The following is a 24,800-nucleotide window of genomic DNA, read 5'->3' on the forward strand; positions in this document are numbered from 1 at the left end:
CGGTCTCCTCAGGCCTGCATCAATTCACGTACGTCGATGAAACGACCGGTCACCGCGGCGGCAGCGGCCATCGCCGGGCTCACCAGGTGAGTACGACCGCCGGCACCCTGGCGGCCTTCGAAGTTGCGGTTGGAGGTGGAAGCGCAATGCTCGCCACTTTCCAGGCGGTCCGGGTTCATCGCCAGGCACATGGAGCAGCCCGGCTCACGCCATTCGAAGCCTGCTTCGATGAAGATCTTGTCCAGGCCTTCCTGCTCGGCCTGGGCTTTCACCAGGCCAGAGCCTGGCACGACCAGCGCCTGCTTCACGGTGGAGGCAACCTTGCGGCCCTTGGCCACGGCGGCGGCGGCGCGCAGGTCTTCGATGCGCGAGTTGGTGCAGGAGCCGATGAACACGCGGTCCAGCTGGATATCGGTGATCGCCTGGTTGGCGTTCAGGCCCATGTACTTGAGGGCACGGGTGATGGAGTCGCGCTTGACCGCATCGGCTTCGGCAGCCGGGTCCGGCACGTTCTGGTCGACAGCCAGGACCATCTCGGGCGAGGTGCCCCAGCTGACCTGCGGCTTGATGTCCTCGGCACGCAACTCGACGATGGTGTCGAAGTGCGCATCGGCATCGGAAACCAGGTCGCTCCAGGCCTCCACGGCCTTGTCCCAATCACCGCCCTGCGGCGAGAACGGACGGCCCTTCACGTACTCAATGGTCTTCTCGTCGCACGCCACCATGCCGACGCGGGCGCCCGCCTCGATGGACATGTTGCAGATGGTCATGCGGCCTTCCATGGACAGGTCGCGGATGGCGCTGCCGGCGAACTCCAGGGCATGGCCGTTGCCGCCCGCGGTGCCGATCTTGCCGATCACCGCGAGAACGATGTCCTTCGCGGTCACACCGAAGGGCAACTTGCCCTCCACGCGGACCTGCATGTTCTTCATCTTCTTGGCAACCAGGCACTGGGTGGCGAGCACATGCTCCACCTCGGAGGTGCCGATGCCGTGGGCCAGCGCACCGAAGGCGCCGTGGGTCGAGGTGTGCGAGTCGCCGCAGACCACGGTCATGCCCGGCAGGGTCGCGCCCTGCTCCGGGCCGACCACGTGGACGATGCCCTGGCGGACGTCGTTCATCTTGAATTCGAGGATGCCGAAGTCATCGCAGTTCTCGTCCAGGGTCTGGACCTGGATACGCGACACTTCGTCGGCGATGGCCTGGAGGCCGCCCTTGCGCTCGGCCTGGGTGGTCGGCACGTTGTGGTCCGGGGTGGCGATGTTCGCGTCGATGCGCCACGGCTTGCGACCCGCCAGGCGCAGGCCTTCGAAGGCCTGCGGGGAAGTCACTTCGTGAAGGATGTGGCGGTCGATGTAGATGAGCGACGAACCATCGTCACGGCGCTTCACCTCGTGCATTTCCCAGAGTTTGTCGTAGAGCGTCTTGCCGGCCATCAGAGAGTCCTCATCAGCGTCTTTCTATGCCCCTAGGGCTTGTGAGGATGATGCTATGGGTTGTCGTCGAATAACTCAAATTCATATTTTTTATCCAAAGGATTCCCACGAGGAATACGGTGCGATATAAAAGTCTGGCGCCGCATCCAGAGCGCAGGGAGTCGACATGGACCTGACCAGCCTCAACACCTTCCTCGCCATCGCCGAGTCCGGCAGCTTCTCCGAAGCCGGCGAGCGCCTGCACCTGACGCAGCCCGCGATCAGCAAGCGCATCGCCGCCCTGGAGAACCAGTTGGGGGTGCGCCTGTTCGACCGCGTAGGCCGCGAGGTGACCCTGACCGAGTCCGGTCGCGCCCTGCTGCCCCGTGCCTACCAGATCCTCAATGTGCTGGACGACACCCGCCGCGCCCTGACCAACCTCAACGGCGAGGTGAGCGGCCGGCTGGTCCTGGCCACCAGTCACCACATCGGCCTGCACCGCCTGCCGCCGCTGCTGCGCGCCTTCACCAAGGCCCACCCGCAGGTCGCGCTGGATATCCAGTTCTGCGACTCGGAAGTGGCCTACGAAGAGATTCTCCATGGCCGCGCCGAGCTGGCCGTGATCACCCTGGCGCCGGAAACCGCCGAGCCGGTGCGCGCCGTGCCGGTCTGGGATGACCCGCTGGACTTTGTCGCCGCCCCCGAGCACCCGCTGTCGGTACAGGGCCCGGTATTCCTCGCCGACGTGGCGCGGCACCCGGCGGTATTCCCCGGCGGCAACACCTTCACCCACCACATCGTGCGGCGCATGTTCGAAGCCGAGGGCCTGACGCCGAACATCGGCATGAGCACCAACTACATGGAGACCATCAAGATGATGGTCTCCATCGGCCTGGCCTGGAGCGTACTGCCGCGTACGATGCTGGATGACAGCGTGGTACGCCTGCCACTGCAGGACATCCAGCTCAGCCGCCAGCTCGGCTATATCCTGCATACCGAGCGCACCCTGTCCAACGCCGCGCGGGCCTTCATGCGCCTGCTCGACGCCCAGGCGGCGGGGCTTGCACCTGTCGCGGCCTAACCTCTATTGTTCTGACAGAATTAGAAGAAGGGGCCCGAATGCCCGTCCGCACGCCACCATGCGTTAGCCGGCCCCACTTGGCCGGTGCCGCCAGTTGCCGGGGAAGCGCAGCATGAGCCGCGTTCCGCGCACGCCCCCGTTCGCTACCGACGGCCAGGACCAGTTCGCCAAAGCCTTTCACACCGCGCCCGACGCCATGGTCATCACCGACCGGGACAGCGGAAAATTTCTCGAACTCAACGCCAGTTTTGTCGACCACTTCGGCTGGAGCCGCGAGGAAGCGCTTGGCCGCACCTCGGTGCAGCTCGGCCTGTGGCGCAGCCTCGACGAGCGCCAGCGGATGCTCGACAGGATCGCCACCGAGCAACAGCTCGACGGCTTCGAAGTCACCCTGCTGACCCGCACCGGTGAAGTCCGCAGTGCCCGCGTCTACGGCTGCCAGATCGAACTGGACGACCATCCCTGCCTGGTCCTGACCGTACGCGACATCACCCGTGTGCGCGCCCAGGAACAGGCCCTGCGCGACAGCCAGGAGCGCCTCGACCTGGCGCTGGACTCCGCACAACTGGGCATCTGGGACTGGCATATCCCCAGCGGCCTGCTCTACGGCTCTGCCCGCGCCGCCGTTCTGCACGAATTGCCTGACCGGGATTTCCACGGGCCCTTCGGCGAATTCTTCGCCTGCGTCGACAAGACCGACCGCGCGCGCATGCGCCAGGCCTACGCCCGCCTCGCCCGCGGCCCGGAGAACGACTACCAGTTCACCTACCGCGCCCAGCTCGACTCCGGCGAAGTCCGCTACCTGGAGAGCCGCGCCCGCCTCTACCGCAATACCAGCGGCAAGCCACTGCGCATGGCCGGCACCCTGCTCGACATCACCGAACGCGTGCTCCGCGAGCGCAGCCTGCAAGCCTCGGAGGAGAAGTTCGCCAGCCTGTTCCAGGGCAGCCCGGACCCGATCTGCGTCTCACGAGTGCGCGACGGCGAATTCGTGGAAGTGAACCCGAGCTTCTGCAGCACTTTCGGCTGGCTCGCCGAGGACATCATCGGCCGCTCGTCCCACCAGGTCACCTTCTGGGCCGATCATCACCAGCGCTCGCGCCTGTTCGAGCAACTGATGCGCGACCACGCGCTGCAGAACGTCGAAGTGCAGTTCCTCACTCGCGAAGGCCAGACCATCACCTGCATGGTCGCCAGCCGGCTGATCTGGGTCGACCGCCAGCTGTGCATCCTCTCCAGCTTCCGTGACGTCACCCGGCGCCTGCAGGCCGAGGCCGCGCTCAAGGCCAGCCAGGAGAAGTTCGCCAAGGCGTTCCACTCCAGCCCCGACGCCATCACCATCACCGAGCGCGACACCGGCCGCTACATAGAGGTCAACGAAGGCTTCCACCGCCTCACCGGCTACCGTACCGACGAGGTAATCGGGCAGACGGCACTGGGTATCAATATCTGGGCCGACCCGGACGAGCGCCTGAACATGATCGCCGCGCTCAACCGCGACGGCTTCGTCCACCACCTGGAAATGCGTGGCCGCCACCGTGACGGCACGATCAAGACGGTCGACGTGTCGGTGGAGCCGATCGAACTGGGCGGCGTGAATTGCCTGCTGCTCACCGCCCGCGACACCAGCGAGCTGCGCGAGGCCGAGGCGCGCATCCAGCACCTCGCCTACCATGACGCCCTGACCGACCTGCCCAATCGCGCCCTGCTGATGGATCGCCTCAAGCAGCAGATCGCCCTGCTGCAGCGCCACAGCCTGCGCGGTGCGCTGCTGTTCCTCGACCTCGACCACTTCAAGCACATCAACGATTCCCTCGGCCACTCCGTCGGCGACTCCATCCTGCAGATGGTTACCGCGCGCCTGGAGGCCAGCGTGCGCCAGGAAGACACCGTGGCCCGCCTGGGCGGCGACGAGTTCGTGGTGCTGATCACCGGTATCGAAGGCAGCCGACTGGAAACCGCCCAGCAGGTGCGCCAGCTGGCAGAAAAACTCCGTGACCTGCTGGCCGAGCCGATGCTGCTGGACGGCCACCGCCTGCAGATCACCCCGAGCATCGGCATCGCGCTGATACCCGACGACGGCGCGACCCCGGACGACCTGCTCAAGCGCGCCGACATCGCCATGTACCGCGCCAAGGACGCCGGCCGCAATACCGTGCAGCTGTTCCACGAATCCATGCAGCAGGCAGCCAGCGAGCGCCTGCGCCTGGAGAACGGCCTGCGCATGGCCCTCGCCCGGCGTGAATTCAACCTGCACTACCAGCCGCAGGTGGACACCCGCGATTCACGCATCGTCGGCGCCGAAGCATTGCTGCGCTGGCGCCACCCGACTCTCGGCCCGCAATCGCCGGCCAGTTTCATCCGCGTACTGGAGGACAGCGGGCTGATCGTCGAAGTCGGCCAGTGGGTCATCGAGGAAGCCTGCCGTACCGGCGCACAGCTGCTCGCCGAAGGCCGCATCGACATCGAGAATTTCAGCCTGAGCGTGAACATCAGCCCGCGGCAGTTCCGCCAGAGCGATTTCGTCGAGCGCCTGCTGGCGCTGCTGCACAAGACCAGGCTGCCGCCCAGCCTGCTCAAGCTGGAGATCACCGAGGGCATCGTGATCCAGCAACTGGACGACACCATCGCGCGCATGGAGCGCCTGCGCGAGGCCGGCGTTCGATTCGCCATGGATGACTTCGGCACCGGCTACTCATCGCTCACCTACCTCAAGCGCCTGCCGGTGGACAGCCTGAAGATCGACCAGAGCTTCGTGCGCGACGCGCCCAACGACAGCAACGACGCGGAAATCGTCCGCGCCATCATTGCCATGGGCCATAGCCTCGGCCTGGAACTGGTGGCTGAAGGGGTGGAAACCCCGGAGCAACTGGCGCTGCTGGCCGAGCAGGGTTGCCACCTGTACCAGGGCTACCTGTTCAGCCGCCCGGTACCGCTGGAGGAGTTCATCGCGCTGCTGCCCGGCCGCGAGCAACAGGCGACCTGAAGCTCGCTACTCGGCGGGCCGCGACTCCGACATCACCACCATCACCTGCGCCTCGTCGGCCTCGCCATCGTTGAGATAAAGATGGCCGACGCTGCTGTCGAAATAGGCCGTCTCGCGCAGGCCGATGCTCACCGACTCGCCCGTCTCGAACTGGATCCGCACGCGGCCGGCCACCACCATGGCGAACTCCTGACCAGGGTGGCGAACGTAGTCGTCGAATTCGCCGACCTCGCGGGCAAAGATGCGCGCGTACAGCGGCGTCATATTGCGTTGAGGGAAATCGCCGGCAATCGGGTAGTACTCGTAACCACCAGTGTCGTAGCCGGCAGCATCATCCACACGGGTCTTCACGAAAGTCTTCAACCCCATCAGCCCGCCGACAGGCGGCAATGGGCGGAACAATTGCGCAATATCCACCTGCAGCGCCCGGGCGGCGGCGGCCAGCTTGTCGTAGCTCACCGCGACCTGCGCCAGCTCCATCTTCGACAAGGTGGAAACCGCTACGCCAGACAGGTCGGAGAGCTGTTTCAGGGTCAGCTTCTGTTGCTTTCGAACTGCCCGCAGGCGCGCTCCGACTTCGTCTCGATCCAGCTGCTGGGGCTTGGGTAGTGCTTGGGCGGTTTCGCTCATGGGACTTCTCGTGAGGGGGCCGACGAAAGTTTACCGGGCCTTGCCTTTGTCGCAAAAATTCTCATATCTTAGATTTCTCACATAAGAGAAATCTCTCAGAAGGCCCTTGCAGTGAGCCATTTCGATTTCGTCATCATCGGCGCCGGCATTGCCGGAGCTTCCCTCGCCTACCGCCTGAGCGAGACGCACAAAGTGCTGGTACTGGAACGCGAAGAGCAGCCCGGCTACCACTCTACCGGGCGTTCGGCCGCCATGTTCATGGAGGCCTACGGCACACCGCAGATCCAGGCGCTTACCCGTGCCAGCCGCGCCTTCTACGAGAACCCGCCGGCCGGCTTCAGCGAGCATCCGATCCTCACCCCGCGCGGCTGCCTGTACGTCGGCGGCCCCGAGCACATCGAGTTGCTGAACCAGGCCGAAGCCACGCCCGGCGTGGAACGCATCAGCACCGAAGAGGCGCTGCAGTTCCTCCCCTGCCTTCGCGCGGACGCCATCATCGGCGCGCTTTACGAGCCTGACGCCCGCGATCTCGACGTACACGCCCTGCACCAGGGCTATCTGCGCGCGCTGCGCCAGCGCGGCGGCGAATTGCGCTGCAACCGCGAGTTGCTCTCAGCTCGATACGCCAATGGCCGCTGGGCGCTGGAACTCAGCCATGGCGAAGTCATACAGGCCGCGCAACTGGTCAATGCCGCCGGCGCCTGGGCCGATCACCTGGCCAAGCGCTGCGGCATCCGCCCGATCGGCCTGCAACCCTGCCGCCGTACCGCCTTTACCTTCCCGGCGCCCGACGGCGCGGACATCAGCCAGTGGCCGACGGTGATCGGCATCGACGAAAGCTTCTACTTCAAGCCCGATGCCGGCCAGTTGCTCGGTTCCCCCGCCAACGCCGACCCAGTGGAAGCGCAGGACGTGCAGCCCGAGGAACTCGATATCGCCCTGGGCGTGTACCACATCGAGGAGCACACCACCCTGGCGATCCGGCGGCCGAACCACAGCTGGGCCGGCCTGCGCTCGTTCGTCGCCGATGGCGACCTGGTGATTGGTGCGGATGCACAGAACCCGGCGTTCTTCTGGCTGGCCGCCCAGGGCGGCTATGGCATCCAGTCCGCTGACGGCGTTTCGCGTCTGGCCCAATCGCTGCTGCTCGGCCAGCAGCTCCCCGAATCCCTGCGCCAGGAAGGCGTCGATCCCCAGCGCCTGGACCCGGCGCGCCTGCGTTGAATTCCCCCGGAGACTTACCCATGAGCGATATCCAGCGTTACCCCAGCACCCTGCCCTTCCCCTTCTCCCGCGCGGTGAAAGCCGGCGGCTTCCTGTTCCTCTCCGGCCAGGTGCCGATGACCGCCGACGGCCAGGTGGTGAAAGGCGACATCCAGACCCAGACCGAGGCAGTGATGACCCGCATCGCCGAGAGCCTGGAAGCCTGCGGCGCGAACTTCTCCCAAGTGGTAAAGGCCACCGTGTGGCTGTCGGACATGTCCCACTTCGCCGGTTTCAACGAGGTGTACAAGCGCTACTTCGACCAGGGCCTGCCGGTACGTTCCTGCGTGGCGTCCGCACTGGCGCTGGGCGTGGACGTCGAGGTGGAAATCCAGGCCTACGTCGGCCAGGCGTAAGCCCTTTTTGCGGTCCGGCGCTGAACCGGGCCGCCCCATAACAACAACAGAGTCTCGATCATGAAAACCAGTCTCAAGCTGGGCGGTGCGTACATCGGCCTGGTGGTGGGCGTCGGCTTCGCCTCTGGCCAGGAGATCCTCCAGTTCTTCGGCGGCTTCGGCATCATGGGTCTTGCCGGCGGCCTGGTGGCGCTGGCGCTGTTCGCCTTCCTGCTGATGAACCTCTACCAGATCGGCAGCCGCCTGCAGACCCAGTCGCACAAGGAAGCCATGGAGTTCATCTGTGGCAAGCCGCTGGGCCGTGTCGTCGACCTGATGCTGACCTTCTTCCTGTTCGGCACCATGGTGGTCATGTTCGCCGGGGCGAACTCGTCCTTCGAGCAGCAACTGGGCATCGGTCATTCCATCGGCGGGATCGTCCTCGGCGTGCTGACCATCATCACCGTGTGCATGGGCCTGAAGCGGGTGATCACCCTGATGAGCCTGATTACCCCGGTACTGATGATCATTGTGGCGATCATCGCCATCTACGCGCTGACTCACATCCAGAAGCCGCTGGCAGAGCTGGAGCAGATCGCCCTGGCCGTGCCGCACCCGGCGCCCAACTGGCTGCTCGGCGCGTTGCTCTACGTCTCCTACAACGTAGCCGCCACCGCGGCCGCCGTGGTGGTGATGGGGGGCAGCGTGGCGAACTTGCGCACTGCCGCGCTGGGCGGCGTGTTCGGTGGTATCGGCGTCGGCGTGCTGATCCTCGCCATGGCGCTGGTCATGCTGGTGCAGATCGACGTGATCGGCGGCAGCGCCATTCCCACCCTGCTGCTGAGCAACAACATCGCACCCTGGTTCGGCGACGTGATGCTCGCCCTGCTGCTGGTGAAGCTGTATTGCACCACCAGCGGTTTCGCCTACACCCTGGCCGCGCGCTGCGCTGCCTACGGCGTGCCCTTCCGCGTGGCGACCGTGGTTGCGGTGGTGCTCGCCTTCATCGCCAGCCAGGTCGGCTTCGTCAGGTTGGTGGGGCTGGTCTACCCGGCCATGGGTTACCTGGGCTTCGTGCTGATGGCAGCCATCGTCATCGCCTGGTGGCGCAATCGCTCGGCGCCGCTGGAGCAAAATGCCTGATCGAGGCACGAACGAAAACGCCCGTCTCTGTCGAGACGGGCGTTTTGCTTTGCGGCTACGAACCGACTAGCGCCGTGGCGTTGCTCAGCCTTCGATGGCCGGGCGCTGGCCGTTGATGGCGATCCGCTTGGGCTTGGCTTCTTCCGGAACGATACGCACCAGCTCGACGCTGAGCAGGCCGTTCTTCAGCGACGCACCCTGAACCTCGATATGGTCGGCGAGGCGGAACGACAGCTTGAAGGCGCGCTGGGCGATGCCCTGGTGCAGGTAGGTGACGCTCTCGGAAGCCTTTTCGCGCTTGCCGCCGTTGACGGTCAGCACACCGCGCTCCACTTGCAGCTCCAGGTCTTCCTCCTGCAGGCCGGCAGCGGCGATGACGATGCGGTACTGGTCGTCACCATGCTTCTCGACGTTGTAGGGCGGGTAGGAACTGCCGCTTTCACTGCGCAGGGCGGATTCGAACAGATCGTTGAAACGATCGAAGCCGACGGACTGGCGGAACAGCGGGGCGAGGGAAAGGACGTTGCTCATTGCGAATCTCCTGAAAATTTCAGCAAGGTATGATCGGGAGCCTGTCTTCAGAACTCCGGTGCGGGACCCGTCTTCGGCCTCCCGCAGGAACATAGATTGGGCTGCTCGAATCCATTTCAAGCCCCCTTCGCCACAGGACGATTTTCCATGGACAAGGTCATGCTGATCACCGGCGCCAGTCGCGGCATCGGCGCCGCCACCGCCCTGCTCGCCGCCGAGCGCGGCTACGCCGTGGCGATCAACTATCGTCGCGAGCGCGAGGCCGCCGAGGCGCTGGTAACACAAATCACAGGGGCTGGCGGCAAGGCACGCGCCTTCGCCGCCGACGTGGCGAACGAAGGCGATGTGCTGCAACTGTTCCGAGAAGTAGACGAAGCCTTCGGCCACGTGGACGTGCTGGTGAACAACGCCGGCATCCTCGAGCGCCAGATGCGCCTGGAAGACATGGACGTGGAGCGCCTGCAGCGGGTCTTCGCGGTGAATGTCACCGGCACTTTCCTCTGCTGCCGCGAGGCGATCAAACGCATGGCGCGCAAGCACGGCGGCAACGGCGGCAGCATCGTCAACGTCTCGTCCATGGCCTCGCGCCTGGGCTCGCCCAACGAGTACATCGACTACGCCGCCGCCAAGGGCGCCGTGGACAGCCTGACCATCGGCCTGGCCAAGGAAGTGGCGGCAGAAGGCATCCGCGTGAATGCCGTGCGGCCTGGGCTGATCAAGACCGAAATCCATGCCAGTGGCGGCGAACCCGGGCGCGTGGAGCGCCTGCAAGCGGCGATTCCGCTGGGACGTGGCGGTGAGGCTGAGGAAGTGGCGCGGGCGATCCTGTTCCTCGCCTCGGACGAGTCCAGTTATTCCACCGGCAGTTTCGTCGACGTCAGCGGTGGGCGCTGATTCGGTGTAATCGTGGCGCACGCTTTTGTAGGAGCGAGCTTGCTCGCGAACCGCCCAACACCGATGCGTTGAGAGGAACCGCGCTCGCGAGCAAGCTCGCTCCTTCGAAGAGCAGATCAGGCGGCTGCTTCGATCTCGACCTGCAGCATCCGATCCAGCACGTCGCAATCGTGCTCGCGGCGTACCTGGGCGAATAGCTCCACGGCCTCGGGATAACTGCGGGTAAGCATCCCCAGCCACTGCTTCAGGCGCCCCGGCGCATAGCGCGGTGCCAGCTTGCGCCGGGCCTGGCGCCAGAAGTCGTCGAGCAGCACGCGCACTTCCGACCAGGGCATCGGCACAACCTCGCGGCCGTCACGCCACGCGGCGATCTGCCGGGCCAGATCAGGGCGCGAAACCAGCCCACGGCCGAGCATGATGTCCGCCACGCCGCTGATGGAACGGCAGCGATGGTAATCCTCGAGCGTCCAGACTTCGCCATTGGCGAACACCGGCACCTTCACCGCATCCGATACTTTCGCCACCCACTCCCAATGCGCAGGCGGCTTGTAACCATCGGCCTTGGTCCGCGCGTGCACCACCACATGGGCGGAACCGGCGTCGGCCAGGGCGCGGGCGCAATCGATGGCGCCGTCTGGGCTGTCGTAGCCCAGGCGCATCTTCGAGGTCACCGGAATGTGCGCAGGCACCGCGCGGCGCACAGCCTCGATGATGCTGAACATCAGCTCGGGCTCCTTGAGCAGCACCGCGCCGCCACGGGAGCGGTTCACTGTCTTGGCCGGGCAGCCGAAATTCAGGTCGATCACCGGCGCACCCAGTTCGCAGGCCTGCACGGCGTTCTCCGCCAGCAGCTGCGGATCGGAGCCGAGCAGTTGCACGCGCATCGGCACGCCGGCGCGCGTCTTGCTGCCGTGCGCCAGTTCCGGGGCGAGCGCCAGGAAGGACGACGGCGGCAGCAATCGGTCATTGATGCGGATGAATTCGGTGACGCACCAGTCGATGCCGCCGACGCGGGTCAGCACATCGCGGAGGATGTCATCTACCAGCCCCTCCATCGGGGCCAGGGCGATCTGCACGGGGAAATCTCGGGCTGTGGCGAAGGCCGCGGATTGTAGGGAATGCGCCGTGCCGGGAAAAGCGCGGCACGACGGATCACGCGCCGGCGGCCACAGTGTCCGGGGAGAGCAGAGCGCGGCCGTAACCTTCGATGAACTCCGCTGGCATGCGCTTGGGTTTGCCGGTAGATAGCTCGATGCAGACGAAGGTGGTCTGCGCGCGCAGCAGGGTCAGGGCATCCGCCGGGCGCACCAACTGGAAATAGCGGGTCATCTTCAGGCGCTGGTCCGACTCGACGATCCAGGTCGCCAACTGCAACTGATCACCTTCGTAGGCGGCGGCCAGGTAGTCCACTTCGTGACGGACCACAGCCATGGCACGGTCCAGCCGGCGATACTCGGCCAGGTCCAGCCCGAGTTTCTGCGAATGCCGCCAGGCGCAGCGCTCCAGCCAACTGACGTACACCGCGTTATTGGCGTGGCCGAGGCCGTCGATGTCCTCGGACTTGACCTCGATATCGATGACGAACGGATCGGGTAACCGCCAACTCATGAAGCATGCTCCAGGCTTGCAGACAGCGCGCGCGCCTCACTGGCCAATTGGGTGATCTGATCCCAGGCGCGGGCGCGTACCAGGCTGGGCGGTGCGATCCAGGTGCCACCGACACAGGCGACATTAGGCAGGCGCAACACGTTGAGCAGGTTTTCCTGGGTGATGCCGCCGGTCGGGCAGAAGCGGATGCCGGCGAAAGGTGCCTTGAGGCTCTTGAGCATCTTGATCGCGGCGTTGCCGTCGGCGGGGAAGAGCTTCAGCGAGCGATAGCCGTACTCCAGCGCCACCAACACTTCCGAAGGCGTCATCACACCCGGCAGGAATGGCAACTTCGCGTCATCGGCAGCAGCCACCAGGCGCGGCGTGCAGCCGGGGCTGACGGCGAACTGGGCACCAGCGTCGCGGGCTTCCTGGAATTGCTCGGTGTGGATCAGGGTACCGGCACCGACGATCATCTCCGGCAGCTCGCGACGGATCTCCGCGACCGCATCCAGCGCCTGCGGCGTGCGCAGGGTCACTTCCAGCACCCGCACACCCCCGTCATACAGTGCGCGCGCCAGGTCAGTGGCCAGCGCCACATCGTCGATCACCAGCACCGGCATGACAGGGCGCGCCTTCTGCAGTACCCAATCCAGCGACAGATTCATGCATTCCCCCCAATCGACCACCCACGTGCGCAAGACGTCGCGCCCAGGCCGGGGCGGCCGGAAATGCCCGAAAGTCTACGCCAGCGCGCCGGGCCTGACGACCCGCAAGGGGCCATCACGAAACGAAAACGGCGGCCTGTAGCCGCCGTCATCACCTGGGTGAATGACTCAGGAAACCAGGGCCAGGGGCAGCGGCTCCTCGACCGCTTCCAGCAACTCGAGAATCGCGTCGATGACAGCTGCGTCCGCCATCACCCGGTGATGTCCACCAGCGGGCAGGCGCAGCAGCCGGCTTTGCGGCCAGGCTTCATGAATAGCCGCCGCCTCGCTCACGCGCACGTAGCGGTCATCCTCGGCGTGAACCACCAGGCCAGGAAAGTCCAGCTGATAGCGCGCCACATCCAACTGCCTGGCGGCGATCCCCGCGCGGCTTTCGATCATCCGGATGAAACGCGAGCGCGCTACCGGCGGCAAGCCGACGACTTTGGAGAAGCCCCGCAGGACGCCGAGCACGTTGCTGGGCGCACCGATGGTGACCAGCGTTTCGGTACGCAAGCCCATCTGGGTGGCCAGCAAGGCGCTGGCGCCGCCCATGGAATGGCCGATCACGGCGCGCAGCGGAGGCAGCTCGCCAGCCGCCTCAAGGAGCGCACGGGCGAACAGCACGATATCCGCTTCCCGACCGGGCGAGCGCCCATGGCCCGGTCCGTCCAGGGCGATCACGCCGTAGCCGGCGCCCACCAGATTCTCGATCAGGGTGGCGAACTGGGTGGGCCGCCCTTCCCAACCGTGCATCAGCAACACAGCCGGCCCTTCTCCCCAGCGCAACGCGGACAAGCCGAAGCGCAGGGTCACGCGCTCCGAGCTGGCCAGCAGCGGCAGCTCCCAATCACGCGGCGCATGTTCATTAGGCGTCACGAACAGCTCACGCATGCGCCCCGCCGCCCATTGCGGCGCCACGCGCCCCAGGGTGGCATTGATGCCTCGAACCCAGCTCAGGCTATTCATTTTTTCGCACCTCCTCAGATCACCGCTTTCTTCGCGGCACGCAGGACGCGATCGGACAGGTCGCCGTCGCCCAGGGCCCGTGCCAGCGCCAAGCCACCAATCATCAGGGCCATGTCGCTGAGCACCGTGTCGATCTCTTCAGGACGCCCGGCCAAAGCCGCGACCATCAATTCCACGTGCTCTTCCAGGGTCTGGCGGAAAGCTTCCGGCAGGTTGGCCACCTCGTTGAGCGAACTGGGAATCGGGCAACCCTCCTCCTCGGTATCGCGATGCTTGCGCGACAGGTAGAACTGCGCCGTCAGCGCGCGGCGCTCGGCGAAGCTCAACCTCGGATCGAAGCGCTTGAGCCCTTCGCGACGCTTGGCGAGCAGTTCGCGGAAGGCTTCCAGCATCAGCGCATCCTTGCTCTCGAAGTGCGAATAAAAGCCGCCCACCGTCAGCCCCGCCGCCGACATCACCTCGCCCACGCTCGGGCCGACCGGGCCGCGCTGCAGCAGCGCGCTGGTGGCAGCAGACAGGATGCGTTCGCGGGTCTGGGCTTTCTTGTCGCTCATGGCGGCCTCCGGCTGAAATATTATGGATAGAATATTATTCTCATAATAAAAATCGGCAAGCAGAAATTGCGACCGCCGGTCGGGAGAAAATTTTCGGGAGGGATAAAAACAAAAGGGCCACTGAAAGTCTCAGTGGCCCTATAGGCATCGCAGAGCGATAAAAATGGCGTCCCCTAGGGGACTCGAACCCCTGTTACCGCCGTGAAAGGGCGGTGTCCTAGGCCACTAGACGAAGGGGACATATCCTTCGAAGAAACCCACCAGGCGGTGGATTCTGGCTTCATCCCGTATGGGAATTTGGTGGAGCTAGACGGGATCGAACCGTCGACCTCTTGCATGCCATGCAAGCGCTCTCCCAGCTGAGCTATAGCCCCAGATGACTCTGGCTGACGACGCGAACGCATCGTCGCTGGAATAGTGGCGTCCCCTAGGGGACTCGAACCCCTGTTACCGCCGTGAAAGGGCGGTGTCCTAGGCCACTAGACGAAGGGGACGCAAAACCTTCGATTTCAGCCTTGCCCGGACCAGGCAAGACCTACTGGTAATTTGGTGGAGCTAGACGGGATCGAACCGTCGACCTCTTGCATGCCATGCAAGCGCTCTCCCAGCTGAGCTATAGCCCCAAAGTACCGCTGGATCTACCGTTCCGCTTCGCCCTGTCAGTTCAGTTCGTCGCTGGAACGGGGCGCATCTTAGGGGCGAGGCGAACCCCTGTCAACAACATTTTTTCAGATTTCTTATTTTTTTCTCCCACAGAACAATCACTTAAGTGACCACCGCGGTTTCCGGCCGGCGAAATCCGCGGCTCGGCTGCCCTCCCCCGGTACGTCCGCAATCAACGATGCCGGTATGAAAAAGGCCGGTGCTTTGCAGCGTCCGGCCTTTTTCAGTGTAGGAAAGAACTCAGGAGCCGATGGCGTCGCGAATCTTTTCCCACTCCTTGGCTTCTTTCTTCGACGCACCACCCAGCAGTTCCAGGGCCTGGCGCAGGCGATAGCGCGACAGGTCGGCACCGAGGATTTCCATGGCGTCGAGCACCGACACTGAACTGGCCGCGCCGGTGATCGCCGGGAACATCAGCGGCATCACGTCACGCAGCTTGAGACCCAGGTGTTCGGCCACAGCCTGGATGGTCGCGGTGATGCGATCCTTCTCCCACTGGCGCAGCGCTTCGAGCTTCCACAGGACCAGTTGCAGCACCTGGCGAACCTGGGTGGCATCGAGTTTCTTGTGCTCGAACAGCTTGGCGTCCAGCTGCACGCCGCCGCTGAAGAAGAAACCGGCCAGCGGAGCGATCTGGCTGAAGTTCTCCACGCGGCCTTGCACGTGCGGGGCGATCTTCATCAGGTACTCGGGGTTGAGCGCCCACTTCTGTACTTCCTTCGCGAAGTCCTCGACGGACAGCTCGCGGATCCACTGGCCGTTCAGCCAGGAGAGCTTCTCGATATCGAAGATCGGCCCGCCCAGCGACACGCGGGACAGGTCGAAATGCTCGATCATCTCCGCCAGGCTGAACTTCTCGCGCTCGTCAGGCATGGACCAGCCCATGCGGCCGAGGTAGTTCAACAGCGCCTGGGGCAGCAGGCCCATGCGCTCGTAGAAGGTGATGGAGGTGGGATTCTTGCGCTTGGACAGCTTGCTCTTGTCCGGGTTGCGCAGCAGCGGCATGTAGCACAGCACCGGCTGCTCCCAGCCGAAGTACTCGTACAGCTTGATCAGCTTGGGCGCCGAAGGCAGCCACTCTTCGCCGCGGAGGACGTGGGTGATGCCCATCAGGTGGTCGTCGACCACGTTGGCGAGGAAGTACGTGGGCAGGCCGTCGGCCTTCATCAGCACCTGCATGTCCATGCGGTCCCACGGGATTTCCACGTCGCCACGGAGCATGTCCGGCACCACGCAGACACCCTCGGTCGGCACCTTCATGCGCACGACGTGGGATTCGCCAGCGGCAATGCGCTTGGCCGACTCCTCTTTCGGGATGTGCATGCAATGGCCGTCGTAGCGCGGGGTTTCCTTGCGCGCCTGCTGCTCGGCACGCAGCGCGTCGAGGCGCTCGGAAGAGCAGAAGCAGGGGAAGGCGTGCCCCTTCTCGACCAGCTCGTCGCTGTACTGCTTATAGATGGCGCCACGCTCGCTCTGCCGATACGGGCCGTGCGGGCCGCCAACGTCCGGGCCCTCATCCCACTCGATACCCAGCCAGCGCAGTGCGTCGAAGATCTGCTGTTCCGACTCGCGGGTCGAGCGCACCTGGTCGGTGTCCTCGATACGCAGGATGAACTGACCGCCGTGCTGGCGGGCGAAGCAGAGGTTGAACAGCGCGATATACGCGGTGCCGACGTGCGGGTCACCGGTGGGAGACGGCGCGATACGGGTGCGGACTGTGGTCATGAAGGCTCTCGTGTGAAGCAATTCTTCGTGTGAAGCGGCGACAGCGCGCGACGGCGCGCGCGCTCATGGGTGCGATGGTATCAGGCGGGCCGCCTTCGGCTCCAGCCAGCGACCGGGATCGATAGGCAGGTTGTTGATCAGGAAGTCGAGGAAGGCCTTCACCTTCATCGCCTGGAAGCGTCGCGACGGGTAGACCGCGTAGAGCTCGCCCACCGGCAGCTGAATGTGTGGCAGCACCCGGACCAGGCGGCCGCTGGCCAGTTCTTCGTCAACGATGAGTTCCGGCAGCGAGGCGATTCCCGCCCCCGCCAGCACTGTCTCGCGGGCGAAGGTGATGTTGTTGCACGAGAGCACCCGGTGGCATGGCACGGTCTCCCCACGCAGCGGCCAGTAGCGCTGGGAATCGGCCTGCAACAATACCGCGCGATGGCCGGCCAGCTCCTCGACCGTCTCGGGTCGGCCATGCAGCGCCAGGTAGTCCGGGCTGGCGCACAGGCAGCGGTTGGTGGTGAGCATGCGCCGGGCGATCAGGGTCGAGTCTTCCGGCTGGCCGACCATGATGACGATATCCACACCTTCCTCCAGCGGATCGACGTTGCGCGAGGTCAGTTCGACTTCGGCGGTGATCTGTGGATAAAGGTTCATGAAATCGCCCAGCACCTTGGCCAGGTACATCTGGCCGAACTCGATGGGCGCGCTGATCCGCAACAATCCCGAGGGCGCCTGCTGCAACTGCATCACCGCCTGCTCGGCCTCGGCGAAGTCATGCATGATCTGCCGGCAACGGTCGTAGTACGCCTGCCCCACTTCGGTCAGGCGCAGCTTGCGCGTGGTGCGGTTGAGCAACCGCACGCCCAGGCGCTCTTCCAGCAAAGCGATACGCCGGCTCACTGTCGATTTCTGCATGCCCAGGCTTTGCGCCGCCTGGGTGAAACTGTGCAGCTCCACGACGCGGGTGAAGATCAGCGCATCATCCAGCCCCATGATTGTTCCCTATAAGCAACAAAGTTTCCGAAGTGTAGCGGCTACGTGCCGCCACGGAACACTGTTACATTGGCAAACATTTTTTTGGCCAACCAAACGCTCGTTTACCTATGCCCGCACAATTACAACGCCGCCTGACCGTGTTCTTCGTCATCCTCGCCGTGGTCGCCCTCGCCTTCCTGGCGCGCTGGTACTTCATCGGCCGCTTCGTCGAGACCACCGATAACGCTTACGTGCAGGGCGAGATCACCCGCATTGCCAGCCAGCTCGGCGCCCGCGTCGACGAGGTGCTGGTGCAGGACAACCAGCACGTGGAGAAAGGCCAGTTGCTGGTAAAACTGGAGGCCGCTGACTTCCAGCTCGCGCTGGACCGCGCCAAGGCCACCCTGGCCACCCGCGAGGCAGAGCTGGAGCAGGCGCGCAGCAAGCTCAAGGGCCAGACCAGCATGATCGCCGCCAGCGCGGCCGACGTGAACGCCAGCCAGGCCACCCTCGGCCGCACCGAAGTCGATCTCGGCCGCGCCCAAGCGCTGCGCAAGCCCGGCTATGTGTCGGAAGAGCGCGTCACCACCCTGGCCGCCGACTCCAACGTCGCCCGCTCCCAGGTGGCCAAGGCCCAGGCTGATCTGCAGGCCCAGCGCGTACAGCGCGAAACCCTGGGTACCGACATCCAGCGCCTGCAGGCGCAGATCGAGAGCGCCCGCGCCGACATCACCCAGGCCGAGATCAACCTCGCCCGCACCGAGATCCACGCGCCGGTCAGCGGCCTGGTCGGCCAGCGCGGCGCCCGCGTCGGCCAATACGTACAGGTCGGCAGCCAGTTGCTGTCGCTGGTGCCGGACGACGGCATCTGGGTACAGGCCAACTTCAAGGAAACCCAGATCGGCAAGATGCGCCCCGGCCAGACCACCCGACTGGTGTTCGACTCCTTCCCCGACACCCCCATCGAAGGCAAGGTGCAGAGCCTGTTCGCCGCCTCCGGCGCACAGTTCAGCCTGCTGCCGCCGGACAACGCCACCGGCAACTTCACCAAGGTGGTGCAGCGCATCCCGGTCAAGATCACCTTCGCCGACGACAACCCGCTCAAGGGCCTGATCCGCCCGGGCATGTCCGTCGAGGCCGAGGTCGAGCTGCGTGTCCGCTGATGCCCTGGTGCGGCCGGTCGGGGAACCGACCCGCCGCGACTGGATCGCCGTGTTCAGCGCCATGCTCGGCGCGTTCATGGCGGTTCTCGACATCCAGATCACCAACTCCTCGCTGAAGGATATCCAGGGCGCGCTGGCCGCCACCCTGGAGGAAGGCTCGTGGATTTCCACCTCCTACCTGGTGGCGGAAATCATCATGATCCCGCTCACCGCCTGGCTGGTGCAGCTGCTCTCGGCACGCCGGCTGGCGTGGATGATCTCGGTCGGTTTCCTGTTCTCCTCGCTGCTCTGCTCGTTCGCCTGGAACCTGGAGAGCATGATCGTGTTCCGCGCCATGCAGGGCTTCACCGGCGGCGCGCTGATTCCCCTGGCGTTCACCCTGGCGCTGATCAAGCTGCCGGAGCACCACCGCCCCAAGGGCATGGCGCTGTTCGCCATCACCGCCACTTTCGCGCCCTCCATCGGCCCGACCCTGGGCGGCTGGCTGACCGAGAACTTCGGCTGGGAGTACATCTTCTACATCAACATCCCGCCGGGCCTGCTGATGATCGCCGGGCTGCTCTACGGCCTGGAAAAGAAGCCGCCGCACTGGGAGCTGCTGAAAAGCACCGACTACGCCGGCATCGTCACCATGGCCATCGGCCTGGGCTGCCTGCAGGTGTTCCTGGAAGAAGGCCACCGCAAGGATTGGCTGGAATCGAACCTGATCGTCAGCCTGGGCAGTATCGCCCTGGTCAGCCTGATCCTCTTCGTGATCCTGCAGACCTCGCGGCCCAACCCGCTGATCAACCTGGGCATCCTGCGCAACCGCAACTTCGGCCTGTCGAGCATTTCCAGCATCGGCCTGGGCATGGGACTGTACGGTTCGATCTACGTGCTGCCGCTGTATCTCGCACAGATCCAGGGCTACAACGCCATGCAGATCGGCGAGGTGATCATGTGGATGGGTGTGCCGCAGTTGTTCCTCATCCCGCTGATCCCCAAGCTGATGAAGATCATCGAGCCGCGATTGCTGTGCGCCGTAGGTTTTGGCCTGTTCGGCATGGCGAGCTTCTTCTCCGGCGTGCTCAATCCGGACTTCGCCGGCCCGCAGTTCAATCAGATCCAGCTGCTGCGCGCCCTTGGCCAACCGATGGTGATGGTCACCATCTCGCTGATCGCCACCGTCTACCTGCAGCCGCAGGACGCGGGCTCGGCTTCGAGCCTGTTCAACATTCTGCGCAACCTGGGCGGCGCCATCGGCATCGCGCTACTCGCCACGCTGCTGGATAGCCGCGCCAAGGTCTATTACGACTACCTGCGCGAAGCGGTGGTGCCGGTGAATGGCGCCGTGGATGAACGCCTGGCGCAGCTGACTTCGCAGTTGGGAACACAGCAGGCGGCACTGGGCAAGATCAGCGAGATCGTCCACCAGCAGGCGGCGATCATGGCCTACAACGACGCCTTCCATGCCATCGGCATTGTGCTGGCAGTCAGCATGGTGGCGGTGTTGCTGACGCGGCCGCTGCCGGTGGGCGTGGGGGCTGGTGCGGCGGCCGGGGCGCATTGAGTCCCTGGCCTCGCAAAACGCTGTAGGAGCGAGCTTGCTCGCGAACGCTCAATCAGCCGGCCACACCGGCATCAGGCAATTCGCGAGCAAGCTCGCTCCTACAAAGAGTCGATCAGCCCATCGACACGATGCGGTCGCGCAACTTGCCGATCTCGTCGCGCACGCCGGCCGCGGCCTCGAACTCCAGGTCGCGGGCCAACTGGTACATGCGCTCTTCCAGCTGCTTGATGCGCTTGCCGATCTCGTCCGGCGTGCGCGGCTCGTTGTCGTAGCGGCCGCTCTCCTCCGCCACTTTCGCCAGGCTGCGGCGCTTGCCCTTGGCGCCCGGCACCACGGCACCCTCGAGGATGTCCTTGATATCCTTGGTGACGCCCTTGGGCACGATGCCGTTCGCTTCGTTGAAGGCCACCTGCTTGGTGCGGCGGCGCTCGGTCTCGTTGATCGCCCGCTGCATCGAACCGGTGATGTTGTCGGCGTAGAGGATCGCCTTGCCGTGCAGGTTCCGCGCGGCGCGGCCGATGGTCTGGATCAGCGAGCGCTCGGAACGCAGGAAGCCCTCCTTGTCCGCATCGAGGATAGCCACCAGCGCCACTTCCGGCATGTCCAGGCCCTCACGCAGCAGGTTGATGCCCACCAGTACGTCGAACTTGCCCAGGCGCAGGTCGCGGATGATTTCCACCCGCTCCACGGTGTCGATGTCCGAGTGCAGGTAGCGCACGCGCACGTCGTGGTCGCCCAGGTAGTCGGTCAGGTCCTCGGCCATGCGCTTGGTCAGGGTGGTGACCAGTACGCGCTGATCCAGCGCCACGCGCTTGCCGATCTCCGAGAGCAGGTCGTCCACCTGGGTGGTCGCCGGGCGGATTTCCACCTCCGGATCGACCAGGCCGGTGGGGCGCACCACCTGCTCGATCACACGACCGGCGTGCTGTTCTTCATACGGGCCGGGAGTCGCCGAAACGAAGATGGTCTGCGGGCTGATCGCCTCCCACTCCTCGAATCGCAGCGGCCGGTTGTCCAGCGCTGAGGGCAGGCGGAAGCCGTACTCCACCAGGGTTTCCTTGCGCGAGCGGTCGCCCTTGTACATGGCGCCGACCTGGGGAACGCTGACGTGGGATTCGTCGATCACCAGCAGCGAGTTGGCCGGCAGGTAGTCGTAGAGGGTCGGCGGCGGCTCGCCGGGACCACGCCCGGAGAGGTAGCGCGAGTAGTTCTCGATGCCGTTGCAGTAGCCCAGTTCGAGGATCATCTCCAGGTCGAAGCGGGTGCGCTGCTCCAGCCGCTGGGCTTCCACCAGCTTGTTGTTGTTGCGCAGGTATTCCAGGCGCACCTTCAGCTCGGCCTTGATGTGCTCCACCGCCTCCAGCAGCGTTTCCCGCGGGGTCACGTAGTGGCTCTTGGGATAGAAGGTGAAGCGCGGCAGCTTAGTCAGCACCTCACCGGTCAGCGGATCGAAGGCGGCGATGTTCTCCACTTCGTCGTCGAACAGCTCGACGCGGATGGCCTCCAGGTCCGATTCCGCCGGGAAGATATCGATCACGTCGCCGCGCACGCGGAAGGTGGCGCGGGCGAAATCCATGTCGTTGCGGGTGTACTGAAGACTGGTCAGGCGGCGTAGCAGCTCGCGCTGGTCCATCTTGTCGCCGCGGTCCAGGTGCAGGACCATCTTCAGGTAGGACGCCGGGTCGCCCAGGCCGTAGATCGACGACACGGTGCAGACGATGATCGCGTCATCGCGCTCCAGCAGCGCCTTGGTCGCCGACAGCCGCATCTGCTCGATGTGGTCGTTGATCGAGGAGTCCTTCTCGATGTAAGTGTCCGAGGACGGCACATAGGCCTCGGGCTGGTAATAGTCGTAGTAGGAGACGAAATACTCCACCGCGTTGTTCGGGAAGAAGGTCTTGAACTCGCCGTACAATTGCGCGGCCAGAGTCTTGTTCGGCGCCAGGACCATGGTCGGGCGCTGAACCTGGGAAATGACGTTGGCGATGCTGAAGGTCTTGCCGGAGCCGGTCACCCCCAACAGAGTCTGGTGCGACAGGCCCGCTTCCAGCCCCTCAACCATCTGTCGGATGGCTTCTGGCTGATCGCCAGCGGGCTTGAAGCGCGAATCCAGCTGGAATAACGACATGGGAACCTCGCTTTGACGTGTGACGCTTCGGTCGCCAAAGCGTCATACCAGTCGAAAAGCATGCGCGACAACTCGCCGCCTGCCATAGAGGCCTATATAATACCGGCCCGTCGACGCAACCCCCAGCGCCGTGAGCGGGTGGGTTGCAATTGCACTTCACTCCCGCCTTAGAGCTGCTGCCAAAATGAGTCTGTTCTCCGCTGTCGAAATGGCCCCCCGCGACCCGATCCTGGGCCTGAACGAAGCTTTCAACGCCGATACCCGTCCGGGCAAGATCAACCTGGGCGTTGGCGTGTATTACAACGAGGAAGGTCGCCTCCCGTTGCTGCGCGCCGTCCAGGCCGCGGAGAAGGCCCGCATCGAAGCCCACGCTCCGCGCGGCTACCTGCCGATCGAAGGCATCGCCGCCTACGATTCGGGCGTGCAGAAGCTGCTGTTCGGCGCTGATTCCGAGCTGCTGGCCGAAGGCCGCGTGGTCACCACCCAGGCCGTAGGCGGCACCGGCGCGCTGAAAACCGGCGCCGACTTCCTCAAGCGCCTGCTGCCCAACGCCACCGTCGCCATCAGCGACCCAAGCTGGGAAAACCACCGCGCCCTGTTCGAAGCCGCCGGCTTCCCGGTGCAGAACTACCGTTACTACGACGCAGCCACCCACGGCGTGAACCGTGCCGGCCTGCTGGAAGACCTCAATGCCCTGCCCTCGCAGTCCATTGTCGTTCTGCACGCCTGCTGCCACAACCCGACCGGCGTCGACCTGACCATGGACGACTGGAAGCAGGTGCTGGACGTGCTCAAGGCCAAGGGCCATGTGCCGTTCCTCGACATCGCCTATCAGGGCTTCGGTGACGGCATCGACGAAGACGCCTCCGCTGTGCGCCTGTTCGCCCAGTCCGGCCTGAACTTCTTCGTCTCCAGCTCCTTCTCCAAATCGTTCTCGCTGTACGGCGAGCGCGTTGGCGCCCTGTCGGTCGTGACCGACAGCCGCGAGGAGTCCGCCCGCGTCCTGTCTCAGGTCAAGCGCGTGATCCGCACCAACTACTCCAACCCGCCGACCCACGGCGCCAGCGTCGTCGCTTCCGTGCTGAACAGCCCGGAACTGCGTGCGGTATGGGAAGAAGAACTGGGCGAGATGCGTACCCGCATTCGTGCCATGCGCGAAGCCATGGTCGCCCAACTGGCAGCCCAGGGTGCCAAGCGCGACTTCGGCTTCGTTGCCCAGCAGCGCGGCATGTTCTCCTACTCCGGCCTCACCGCCGAGCAGGTTGAACGCCTGAAGAACGAATTCGGCATCTACGCCGTCGGCACCGGCCGCATCTGCGTGGCCGCGCTGAACAACGGCAACCTGGACACCGTCACCCGCGCCATCGTCCAGGTGCTGTAAAAAATTAAGGGGAAGTCATCGCCTGATTGTTGACTTCCCCTTCTTAATCAGTAAGATACGCACCGTTGTTCCGCGATAGCTCAGTCGGTAGAGCAAATGACTGTTAATCATTGGGTCCCTGGTTCGAGTCCAGGTCGCGGAGCCAAATTCGAAGCCCTCGGCGCACGCCGGGGGCTTTTTTATTGGGCGCTGGACTCTCTCCAGGGACTACGTCCCAGGTGATTCCCCCTTCGGGGCCGCGCTTAAGCGCGTTCGGCTGACGCCGTCGAGTCCAGATCGCGGAGCCAAATTCGAAGCCCTCGGCACACGCCGGGGGCTTTTTTATTGGGCGCTGGACTCTCTCCAGGGACTACGTCCCAGGTGATTCCCCCTTCGGGGCCGCGCTGAAGCGCGTTCGGCTGACGCCGTCGAGTCCAGGTCGCGGAGCCAAATTCAAAGCCCTCGGCACACGCCGGGGGCTTTTTTATTGGGCCTCTGGACTCTCGCCAGGGACTGCGCCCCAGGTAATTCCCCCTTCGGGGCCGCGCTGAAGCGCGTTCGGCTGACGCCGTCGAGTCCAGGTTGCGGAGCCAAAATTCAAAGCCCTTGGCACACGCCGGGGGCTTTTTCTTTGGATTCGAAAGAGCCCCCATTGAAAAAGCCGGTCGACGACCGGCCTTTTCATTCCACCTGGCAATGCTCAGAGCGAAATCTTGTCGCGATTCTTGTCCAGCGTCCCCTTGCCGATGCCCTTCACTTCCAGCAATTGATCGACCGTGGTGAACGGCCCGTTGGTTGTACGGTAGTCAACGATGGCCTGGGCTTTCACCTTGCCAATACCTTTCAGGGAATGCTGCAACTCTTCAGCCGATGCGCTGTTGATATTCACGGCCGCCACCTGGGCAACAGGTGCCTTCTCGGCTGAAGCAGTGGTTTCGGCTGGAGGTTTAACGGCCGGGGCCCCATTGGTGGCCGCCAGAGCGGCGCCACCGAACGAGAGGCCCGCCAACAGAATCAGACGCGCAACGGAAAGCAGACTCTTCTTCATGGATCGTTCCTTGATGCAACAGGTTTCAAGGCAGGCGCGATTGCGCCGCCTGGAAAACATATCGCCAGGAACACTGATGAAAACGCCGGTTTAGAGAGTCGGC

21 protein-coding genes and 5 tRNA genes are annotated in these 24,800 nt (G+C 64.6%); 10 read left to right on the forward strand and 16 right to left on the reverse strand.

Translation table 11 applies throughout. From position 1 onward, the window contains the following. Nucleotides 1-8: 8 nt before the first annotated feature. The gene (gene leuC / locus RS899_RS17100; RefSeq protein ID WP_315807659.1) at nucleotides 9-1,436 is read right to left on the reverse strand and encodes a 3-isopropylmalate dehydratase large subunit; all 1,428 of its coding nucleotides are present in this window, start codon (nucleotides 1,434-1,436) and stop codon (nucleotides 9-11) included. 166 nt (nucleotides 1,437-1,602) lie between these two features. Between leuC and RS899_RS17105 the strand changes: the two genes are divergently transcribed. Together RS899_RS17105 and RS899_RS17110 are read left to right on the forward strand one after the other, a co-directional pair. Further along, on the forward strand, nucleotides 1,603-2,496 hold the full coding sequence (locus tag RS899_RS17105; RefSeq protein WP_024766911.1) for a LysR family transcriptional regulator: 894 nt from the start codon (nucleotides 1,603-1,605) through the stop codon (nucleotides 2,494-2,496). Between the two features lie 112 nt (nucleotides 2,497-2,608). After that, the gene (locus RS899_RS17110) at nucleotides 2,609-5,482 is read left to right on the forward strand and encodes a sensor domain-containing protein (protein ID WP_315807660.1); all 2,874 of its coding nucleotides are present in this window, start codon (nucleotides 2,609-2,611) and stop codon (nucleotides 5,480-5,482) included. A gap of 6 nt (nucleotides 5,483-5,488) precedes the next feature. On the opposite strand, the gene RS899_RS17115 is transcribed toward RS899_RS17110, so the two are convergent. Next, on the reverse strand, nucleotides 5,489-6,112 hold the full coding sequence (locus RS899_RS17115) for a helix-turn-helix domain-containing protein (protein WP_054909163.1): 624 nt from the start codon (nucleotides 6,110-6,112) through the stop codon (nucleotides 5,489-5,491). Nucleotides 6,113-6,223: 111 nt separating this feature from the next. On the opposite strand from RS899_RS17115, the gene RS899_RS17120 reads away from it, so the two are divergent. Genes RS899_RS17120 through RS899_RS17130 form a run of 3 tightly spaced genes read left to right on the forward strand, consistent with a single transcriptional unit; the run spans nucleotide 6,224 to nucleotide 8,853 of the window. Continuing rightward, nucleotides 6,224-7,336, forward strand: a complete 1,113-nt coding sequence (locus RS899_RS17120) for an FAD-binding oxidoreductase (protein WP_315807661.1) — start codon at nucleotides 6,224-6,226, stop codon at nucleotides 7,334-7,336. Nucleotides 7,337-7,356: 20 nt separating this feature from the next. After that, nucleotides 7,357-7,731 (forward strand): RidA family protein, encoded by a 375-nt coding sequence (locus RS899_RS17125; protein ID WP_045211910.1) that lies wholly within the window; start codon nucleotides 7,357-7,359, stop codon nucleotides 7,729-7,731. A 60-nt stretch (nucleotides 7,732-7,791) separates the two neighbouring features. Next, nucleotides 7,792-8,853, forward strand: coding sequence for a YkvI family membrane protein (locus tag RS899_RS17130; RefSeq protein ID WP_024766906.1), 1,062 nt, complete (start codon nucleotides 7,792-7,794; stop codon nucleotides 8,851-8,853). Between the two features lie 84 nt (nucleotides 8,854-8,937). On the opposite strand, the gene RS899_RS17135 is transcribed toward RS899_RS17130, so the two are convergent. Then, nucleotides 8,938-9,384 carry an Hsp20 family protein gene (locus RS899_RS17135; protein WP_024766905.1) on the reverse strand — a complete coding sequence of 149 codons (447 nt, stop codon included), beginning with the start codon at nucleotides 9,382-9,384 and terminating at the stop codon, nucleotides 8,938-8,940. A gap of 147 nt (nucleotides 9,385-9,531) precedes the next feature. Between RS899_RS17135 and RS899_RS17140 the strand changes: the two genes are divergently transcribed. Next, a complete protein-coding gene (locus tag RS899_RS17140; RefSeq protein ID WP_315807662.1) occupies nucleotides 9,532-10,278 on the forward strand; it encodes an SDR family oxidoreductase in 747 nt (248 codons plus the stop codon). A gap of 116 nt (nucleotides 10,279-10,394) precedes the next feature. On the opposite strand, the gene RS899_RS17145 is transcribed toward RS899_RS17140, so the two are convergent. The 11 genes from RS899_RS17145 to RS899_RS17195 all read right to left on the reverse strand — a co-directional run bounded on the left by RS899_RS17145 (nucleotide 10,395) and on the right by RS899_RS17195 (nucleotide 17,467). Further along, nucleotides 10,395-11,354: a tRNA dihydrouridine synthase gene (locus RS899_RS17145; protein WP_315807663.1), complete on the reverse strand. Its 960-nt coding sequence runs from the start codon at nucleotides 11,352-11,354 to the stop codon at nucleotides 10,395-10,397. Nucleotides 11,355-11,430: 76 nt separating this feature from the next. After that, nucleotides 11,431-11,886, reverse strand: a complete 456-nt coding sequence (locus RS899_RS17150) for an acyl-CoA thioesterase (RefSeq protein WP_054909158.1) — start codon at nucleotides 11,884-11,886, stop codon at nucleotides 11,431-11,433. Continuing rightward, the gene (locus RS899_RS17155) at nucleotides 11,883-12,533 is read right to left on the reverse strand and encodes a bifunctional 4-hydroxy-2-oxoglutarate aldolase/2-dehydro-3-deoxy-phosphogluconate aldolase (protein WP_315807664.1); all 651 of its coding nucleotides are present in this window, start codon (nucleotides 12,531-12,533) and stop codon (nucleotides 11,883-11,885) included. The genes RS899_RS17150 and RS899_RS17155 overlap by 4 nt, the downstream gene beginning before the upstream one ends. A gap of 168 nt (nucleotides 12,534-12,701) precedes the next feature. Then, a complete protein-coding gene (locus tag RS899_RS17160; protein ID WP_054909156.1) occupies nucleotides 12,702-13,541 on the reverse strand; it encodes an alpha/beta fold hydrolase in 840 nt (279 codons plus the stop codon). A 14-nt stretch (nucleotides 13,542-13,555) separates the two neighbouring features. Then, on the reverse strand, nucleotides 13,556-14,095 hold the full coding sequence (locus RS899_RS17165; RefSeq protein ID WP_315807665.1) for a TetR/AcrR family transcriptional regulator: 540 nt from the start codon (nucleotides 14,093-14,095) through the stop codon (nucleotides 13,556-13,558). 164 nt (nucleotides 14,096-14,259) lie between these two features. Next, nucleotides 14,260-14,335, reverse strand: a tRNA-Glu gene (locus tag RS899_RS17170). Nucleotides 14,336-14,393: 58 nt separating this feature from the next. Then, nucleotides 14,394-14,469 (reverse strand) — tRNA-Ala (locus tag RS899_RS17175). A gap of 44 nt (nucleotides 14,470-14,513) precedes the next feature. After that, nucleotides 14,514-14,589: transfer RNA gene (locus tag RS899_RS17180), tRNA-Glu, on the reverse strand. A 53-nt stretch (nucleotides 14,590-14,642) separates the two neighbouring features. Further along, nucleotides 14,643-14,718, reverse strand: a tRNA-Ala gene (locus RS899_RS17185). A 280-nt stretch (nucleotides 14,719-14,998) separates the two neighbouring features. Beyond that, a complete protein-coding gene (gene gltX, locus RS899_RS17190) occupies nucleotides 14,999-16,483 on the reverse strand; it encodes a glutamate--tRNA ligase (RefSeq protein ID WP_233299500.1) in 1,485 nt (494 codons plus the stop codon). Between the two features lie 63 nt (nucleotides 16,484-16,546). Then, nucleotides 16,547-17,467, reverse strand: coding sequence for a LysR family transcriptional regulator (locus RS899_RS17195; protein ID WP_054909154.1), 921 nt, complete (start codon nucleotides 17,465-17,467; stop codon nucleotides 16,547-16,549). Between the two features lie 110 nt (nucleotides 17,468-17,577). On the opposite strand from RS899_RS17195, the gene RS899_RS17200 reads away from it, so the two are divergent. Beyond that, nucleotides 17,578-18,612: an HlyD family secretion protein gene (locus tag RS899_RS17200; RefSeq protein WP_233299501.1), complete on the forward strand. Its 1,035-nt coding sequence runs from the start codon at nucleotides 17,578-17,580 to the stop codon at nucleotides 18,610-18,612. A 49-nt stretch (nucleotides 18,613-18,661) separates the two neighbouring features. Continuing rightward, entirely contained in the window at nucleotides 18,662-20,161 is a 1,500-nt protein-coding gene (locus RS899_RS17205) for an MDR family MFS transporter (protein WP_315810449.1), read from the forward strand. 112 nt (nucleotides 20,162-20,273) lie between these two features. On the opposite strand, the gene uvrB is transcribed toward RS899_RS17205, so the two are convergent. Continuing rightward, nucleotides 20,274-22,289 (reverse strand): excinuclease ABC subunit UvrB, encoded by a 2,016-nt coding sequence (uvrB, locus tag RS899_RS17210; RefSeq protein WP_315807666.1) that lies wholly within the window; start codon nucleotides 22,287-22,289, stop codon nucleotides 20,274-20,276. Nucleotides 22,290-22,473: 184 nt separating this feature from the next. On the opposite strand from uvrB, the gene RS899_RS17215 reads away from it, so the two are divergent. Together RS899_RS17215 and RS899_RS17220 are read left to right on the forward strand one after the other, a co-directional pair. After that, a complete protein-coding gene (locus RS899_RS17215; RefSeq protein ID WP_054907331.1) occupies nucleotides 22,474-23,670 on the forward strand; it encodes an amino acid aminotransferase in 1,197 nt (398 codons plus the stop codon). 69 nt (nucleotides 23,671-23,739) lie between these two features. After that, a tRNA-Asn gene (locus tag RS899_RS17220) sits at nucleotides 23,740-23,815 on the forward strand. Between the two features lie 534 nt (nucleotides 23,816-24,349). Here the strand turns inward: RS899_RS17220 and RS899_RS17225 are convergent. Further along, complete coding sequence (locus RS899_RS17225; protein WP_054907330.1) at nucleotides 24,350-24,697, reverse strand: ComEA family DNA-binding protein; 348 nt, start codon at nucleotides 24,695-24,697, stop codon at nucleotides 24,350-24,352. Nucleotides 24,698-24,800 lie beyond the last annotated feature (103 nt).

The organism is Pseudomonas sp. C9-3 (assembly GCF_032392015.1).
In the GTDB taxonomy this organism is placed as follows: Bacteria; Pseudomonadota; Gammaproteobacteria; order Pseudomonadales; family Pseudomonadaceae; genus Pseudomonas; species Pseudomonas nitroreducens.